The 5,968-nt window shown below is 49.7% G+C and carries 5 protein-coding genes; 4 read left to right on the top strand and 1 reads right to left on the bottom strand.

The window, feature by feature from the left end; all coding sequences use genetic code 11:
• Positions 1-66: 66 nt before the first annotated feature.
• Complete coding sequence (locus BZG80_RS15320) at positions 67-1,116, top strand: hypothetical protein (protein WP_077576602.1); 1,050 nt, start codon at positions 67-69, stop codon at positions 1,114-1,116.
• 122 nt (positions 1,117-1,238) lie between these two features.
• Complete coding sequence (locus BZG80_RS15325) at positions 1,239-2,294, top strand: hypothetical protein (RefSeq protein ID WP_077679744.1); 1,056 nt, start codon at positions 1,239-1,241, stop codon at positions 2,292-2,294.
• A 28-nt stretch (positions 2,295-2,322) separates the two neighbouring features.
• On the opposite strand, the gene BZG80_RS15330 is transcribed toward BZG80_RS15325, so the two are convergent.
• The gene (locus BZG80_RS15330) at positions 2,323-3,216 is read right to left on the bottom strand and encodes a LysR family transcriptional regulator (protein ID WP_077669364.1); all 894 of its coding nucleotides are present in this window, start codon (positions 3,214-3,216) and stop codon (positions 2,323-2,325) included.
• Positions 3,217-3,396: 180 nt separating this feature from the next.
• On the opposite strand from BZG80_RS15330, the gene budA reads away from it, so the two are divergent.
• Positions 3,397-4,173 carry an acetolactate decarboxylase gene (gene budA / locus BZG80_RS15335; RefSeq protein WP_077679745.1) on the top strand — a complete coding sequence of 259 codons (777 nt, stop codon included), beginning with the start codon at positions 3,397-3,399 and terminating at the stop codon, positions 4,171-4,173.
• 41 nt (positions 4,174-4,214) lie between these two features.
• Entirely contained in the window at positions 4,215-5,897 is a 1,683-nt protein-coding gene (gene alsS, locus BZG80_RS15340) for an acetolactate synthase AlsS (RefSeq protein ID WP_077679746.1), read from the top strand.
• The last annotated feature ends 71 nt before the right edge of the window (positions 5,898-5,968 follow it).

The raw sequence follows: 5,968 nt of genomic DNA on the forward strand, positions 1-5,968 counted from the left end.
GTGGCACTTATTGTACAATCCGCTATATAATACTGAGTGTTTACTCAAAACAAGTTGGCTACAACAATGAAAAATATATATCGCGCATTACTCATGCTGGCGGCCATATTTTCCGCTTCAGCCTTCGCCGCAATCGGCCCCTATAAGGTGGTACTGATTCACGGTTTTCAGCCTGATCAACTACAAAGCCGCCCCGATCACGATCAAGTCGTGCAAGATGGCGCTAACTATTGGCAAGATTACTGGCTGCAGTACGCCGATGCACGTATAGATTGGCCGGCCAATGAGCGTATTGAAGGAAAAATCGCCTCAGATTACCTTTGGCCTGCGCTAAAAACCCTTTCAGAGCAAGAAACCTGTTTGTCCGGCTGCCTTTTAGTCACCCACTCTACCGGCGATTTGGTTGCACGCTATCTGTTAGATAACCAAGAAAATTGGCTGATTAACGCAGGTCTTGAGCCGCTCAATATTGTAGGGACTTTCGATTTTGCCGGTGCCGGTGGTGGTGTCGAAATGGCAGACATTGCTGTCAATGTGGCACAGGGAGGCGGTTGGCTTAATCACACAATGAAAAAAGCGGTATCGCTTTGGATGGGTCAGTTACCGAACAAAGACAATATTGGCGTTCTGAACGATTTAAAAGTCGCCAACGCACGCCAATTATCGAACTGGCCTGACAACCGTGTCCCTCGTATTCGCTTTGTTGGCAATGGCTCTGACTTCTTGGGGGCGACATCTCCCTTTATTCCAGGCAGTGATGACGGTGTGGTTGCCGCGCATTCTGCATGTGGCGCTGCCGATGTCGATGCATTTGATAGCTGTTCGACCGCGATTGAGTTCGATGGCAAGTTAGATTATGTCCATAAAGGAGTGAGACGCTTTATCCCCATGCACTACCCGTTGCTAATGGGGAATAAATACAGCCACCTCACGATCTTTAAGTCAGCGCATCGAGGTAAAGTTACCGCCACCGATCCAGAGCTCAAGCTTGGCGATCAATCACGCATCTCAGTTGAAACCTTTGATAAGGATGGTTGGTTTGGCAAAAAATATCGATATGTCCGTGATTCGGACCGTGACACATTGTCAGAGATCGTGTACGCCCTACCGCAATAAGCACAACACACTGTGACAAAATCGGCAAAGCTGCTTTTTTATGGTGAGGAAGCAGCTTGTCGGATTTCTTCACTTTTCTCACTCATGATAGTTTGTTCGTTACACGTTAATTAGGGGTTGCAATGACAAGACTGATCCTGGCAGTCACTCTGATAAGTGCTATCGGCATTACCGGCTATTTGTGGCTTGATACACCAGAACCAGCGTCTATGGCGCTGGCGACCAACACGATAGTGCGTACCAACGAACAGAGTGCGTCATCATTGAGCCAAACAACAGACGAAGAGGTCACAACGTTCGCACAACAAACCCAACCCACTGAGCCAGATATTGTACCGGTTAGCATGCGAAACTCGCTTAGCTACATTGCATCGGATTATGCAGAAAAAATCCAACATCCACCTTATTCAATGCCCATCGCCTCGCCGCAAAGCCCTTATTTGCACTGGAATCGGCATATCAGTACACCCGTTCCTATACTTGATGGCACCGAGAAAGCAGCGCTCAAATTAAGTCAATACCGCTATTTTTATCCCAAGCCGATCCAAGCGTCATTGGTTGCCTCTTTACCTGTTAATCAAACCGTCTTAGAGATTATTGATGTCAGGACCAACCAGGTGATTGAGACAAAGACCGTGTCGGGAGACACATGGCAGATTGAGCCAGACGAAAGCTGGCCGATGGAGTTACGTCTCAAGGCGATCCTAGACTTTGATTCTGGGCATGATGTGCTCACTGCCGATTTTAGGCTATATCAGCCGATTGCCCAGTTAGCGCAAGTAAAACCCGTCTTTGGTCGTGATGCCGATATGATTATCCCTTTACAACTTAATGTCGATAAGGGCGGAATCTATCGTTTTCGCGCCAATCTGTTCACCCAAAACGACGAACCCGTTGCGTTTCTCACCACCAAAAAACGGCTTCAGGAAGGCGATCACACTGTTGAATTAAAAGCGTTTAAGCAAACGTTACTCGGCTTCGATAAGCAGTGGCAGCTAAAAAATATCGTGATTGAACGCATGTCAGGCTCCCCCGGCGAGCGAGCACAATTTGGTATCAGTCCGAAAGACACCTATTCATTGGGCGTCTTTGACATTGACCAATTGTCGGACACACCCTATCAAATGTCCGAGCAAGAGCGTATGCAACTCGAATTTTTACAACACGCCGCACGTTAGCGTTGAACACGATGACGATCTGGGTGGCTTACTGAGCATTCGCCCATTCGCGTGCCGTTGCAATACAGCGACGCACCACTTGGGCAGTATTCGTGCGTTGCCAAGCCAGCACCACTTGGCTACTCAAAGGCATCTCTACCAGCGACAGCACAGACACGTGGTCGCTCAACTGGGTGGTTAGCGAAGCGGGAACCAAGGCCACGCCAAAACCCGCGGATACCATTGCGGTTGCGGAATGGAGTTGTGGCGCAAGCGATGCAGAAGATGGTGTCAATCCTGCGCTTTTTAATGCATCAGATAACGCGTCATGGAGCCCAGGCCCGATATCACGAGGGAAGAGAATGATCGGATCATTGCCGAGCTGTGACAACGTCACGCTGTGACATGTCGCGAGAGGATGGTCAGCCGCGACAACCAGTTTAAAGGGATCATCAAATAAGGCGGTATGCGCCACATGTTCACTGGCATAACAAGGCAAACGTAAGAAAGCTAAATCCACCTCTTGTTGACGAAGTGTCTCCACTAATGATGGCATGGGCTGCTCGACCGGCTGAAAGTCGATATCGGGATGATGTTCTTGTAACCCTCGCACCAGCGCTAACACTTGTTGGCTGACGACCGTCGAGCTGGCAAAACCGAGGCGTATTTGATTACGTTCCCCGCGGGCAACCTGCTTTGTGCGCTGCACGGCTTGATCTAACTGACTGAGAATTTTTACCGCATCTTGATAAAGCACCGCTCCTGCTGGTGTCAACGACACACCTCGCGGTAGGCGCTCTAATAAGGGCACACCTATCTCTTGTTCTAGCTTTTTAATTTGCTGGCTCAGTGGCGGCTGAGCAATACCCAGTTTCTCAGCCGCGCGCGTAAAGTGCTGACACTCGGCCACTGTGACGAAATACCGTAAATACCTAAACTCCATCGTCATGCCTTAATGCTGCGCATTATCAACTGTTTGGATTCAATATCTTACCACGTTTTCCATGTGCCATATCTTTTAGATATCAAAACCAACGTTATTTGTATTGGTGTCTCCTTCTTCAACCTCGCATCATCAAGATTCGGTTTTAACCTAACTGACTTCGGTTTATAAGGACGCTTTATGAGCACCCAAACCTGCCACTGTGCAGAACATGTCGCCGCCGCCTATCTCAAGCATCACCAACACACAGGAGAAGGTGAGATTTATCAAACCTCATTGATGAGTGCCTTGATTGATGGCGTGTATGAGGGCGAGACCACCATGGCCGACCTGCTCGAGCATGGCGACTTTGGCCTAGGGACCTTTAACCAATTGGACGGTGAACTCATCGCCTTTGATCAGACGATTTTTCAACTACGCGGCGATGGTTCGGCAAGGCGCGCGGATCCTGAGCAAAAAACACCATTCGCCGTTATGACCTTTTTCAAACCAGACATTACACAACAGTTTGATCATCCCATGTCGCGCCAAGAGCTGCACGACGTAATCGACACACTGGTGCCAAGTGACAACCTGTTCTGTGCCGTTCGAATTGATGGCGCCTTCGAGCATGTGCGTACGCGCACCGTGCCCAAGCAAACACCGCCATACAAGCCCATGCTCGAGGCCATCGATGCCCAACCAGAATTTCGTTTTAATCACGTTAATGGCGTAATTGCTGGTTTCCGTAGCCCGCAATATACCCAGGGCATCAATGTCGCGGGCTATCACGAGCACTTTATCACTGACACTCGCGCAGGCGGCGGCCATGTCCAAGACTACGAGTTGGCATGCGGCACCTTGCAAATCGGCCGCGTCTCCAAGTTGGTGATTGACCTCCCCACCAATGCGGAATTTTTGGGCGCGAACTTAACACCAGACAATATTCACGCCGCTATCGAACAAGCAGAAAAATAATATCACCTCCCATAGGGAGCTAACCTCACGAGGAGCCCAACATGACAACAACAACGCATTGGGACACAGGCGCACAACTGGTCGCAACCCACTTAGAACGTCAAGGCGTCGAGTATATTTTTGGTATACCGGGCGCAAAAATTGATCGCCTCTTTGATGCGATTGAAGATACCAATATCAAAATGATCCCGGTCCGCCATGAGGCGAATGGCGCCTTTATGGCCGGTGTTATTGGCCGCTTAACCGGTAAAGCGGGCGTCACCATGGCAACGTCCGGCCCGGGCTGCACGAACCTGGTGACTGGACTGGCGACTGCTAATTCTGAAGGCGATCCTGTGGTTGCTTTAGGTGGTGCGGTGAAACGTGCCGATCAACAAAAACAAACCCACCAAAGCCTAGATACCGTCAGCATTTTCAATTCGGTTACCAAATACAGTGCCGAAGTCCAAGCCGGTTCAGCGACCTCTGAAATCCTTGCCAACGCTTTTCGTGCAGCGGAAAGCGGTCGCCCGGGTGCCGCGTTTGTCAGTTTACCTATGGATATTCTTAACCAACCGGTCGACAGTGGCGTGCTCGCGCCTTCATTCCCGGCACCATTAGGGATGGCTGATACGCGCTCTATCCGCGAAGCGGCCAACAAAATCAAAGCGGCGCATAATCCGGTATTCTTACTGGGGTTACAAGCCAGCCGTCCTGAAAATGCCGCAGCTATTCGCGCTCTACTCAATCGTACTCAGCTTCCCGTCATCGGGACCTATCAGGCTGCTGGTACCGTCGACATCACCTACTATCAGCGCTTTGCGGGTCGGGTCGGCTTATTTAATAATCAACCCGGTGATCTCTTGTTAGCGAACGCAGATCTGATCGTCACCATTGGTTTTGGCCCAATTGAATATGATCCAGAGCTTTGGAACACGCAACACACCGATATTATCCATATCGATGTGGCACCAGCAGAAATTGAGCACTATTACCGCCCTAGCGTGGAGCTCGTTGGCCAGATTGAGCCCACCCTTAATGCGCTCACCGAACAACTCGACCATCAATGGCTTATGCCCGCATCAACAGTTGATTTACTTGAAGAAGTGGCCCACCAGCGCCAAGCTATTCGAGCATACAGTCGTTCACACCAAGATTTTGCCATGCATCCACTGCATTTGATTAAAGCCATGCAGGATGTGATCACTCCAGACACCACCTTGTGCTTAGACATGGGCAGCTTCCATATTTGGATTGCGCGCTATCTTAATTGCTTCCGCTCTCGGCAATTATTGGTCTCTAATGGCCAACAAACCATGGGCGTCGCCTTGCCGTGGGGAATTGGCGCGAGCTTGCTCAACCCCGACCGTAAAGTGGTGTCCGTGTCCGGAGACGGTGGATTTATGCAATCGAGTATGGAGCTAGAAACGGCAGTGCGTCTCAAGTGTAACTTGCTGCACATCATCTGGGTCGATAACGCCTATAACATGGTGGAAATGCAGGAAGTTAAAAAGTACCAACGTTATTCAGGGGTGAAATTTGGTCCGATTGATTTTAAAGCCTATGCCGAATCCTTTGGCGCCAAGGGCTATGCGGTCACACGACAAGAAGATTTAGTCACCCAACTTAAACAAGCCATAGATACTCAAGGCCCAGCTGTTATCGCCATTCCCGTGGACTACAGCGACAACTTTAAGCTGATGGCCCCCCGAGAAGCCGGCAGCATGGATCCGGTATTTGCTTAATAGATAACGCATTGGATAAAACATGCCGCTCAGAAAGTTATTAATATTCGATTTAGATCAAATACTTATTC

The organism is Salinivibrio sp. MA440 (assembly GCF_001996265.1).
GTDB lineage: Bacteria > Pseudomonadota > Gammaproteobacteria > Enterobacterales > Vibrionaceae > Salinivibrio > Salinivibrio costicola.

Excerpts from the sequence above, each read along its gene's own strand:
- BZG80_RS15325 (WP_077679744.1), top strand. The coding sequence starts at position 1,239 with ATGACAAGACTGATCCTGGCAGTCACTCTGATAAGTGCTATCGGCATT.
- alsS (WP_077679746.1), top strand. The coding sequence starts at position 4,215 with ATGACAACAACAACGCATTGGGACACAGGCGCACAACTGGTCGCAACC.
- BZG80_RS15330 (WP_077669364.1), bottom strand. The coding sequence starts at position 3,216 with ATGGAGTTTAGGTATTTACGGTATTTCGTCACAGTGGCCGAGTGTCAG.
- BZG80_RS15320 (WP_077576602.1), top strand. The coding sequence starts at position 67 with ATGAAAAATATATATCGCGCATTACTCATGCTGGCGGCCATATTTTCC.
- budA (WP_077679745.1), top strand. The coding sequence starts at position 3,397 with ATGAGCACCCAAACCTGCCACTGTGCAGAACATGTCGCCGCCGCCTAT.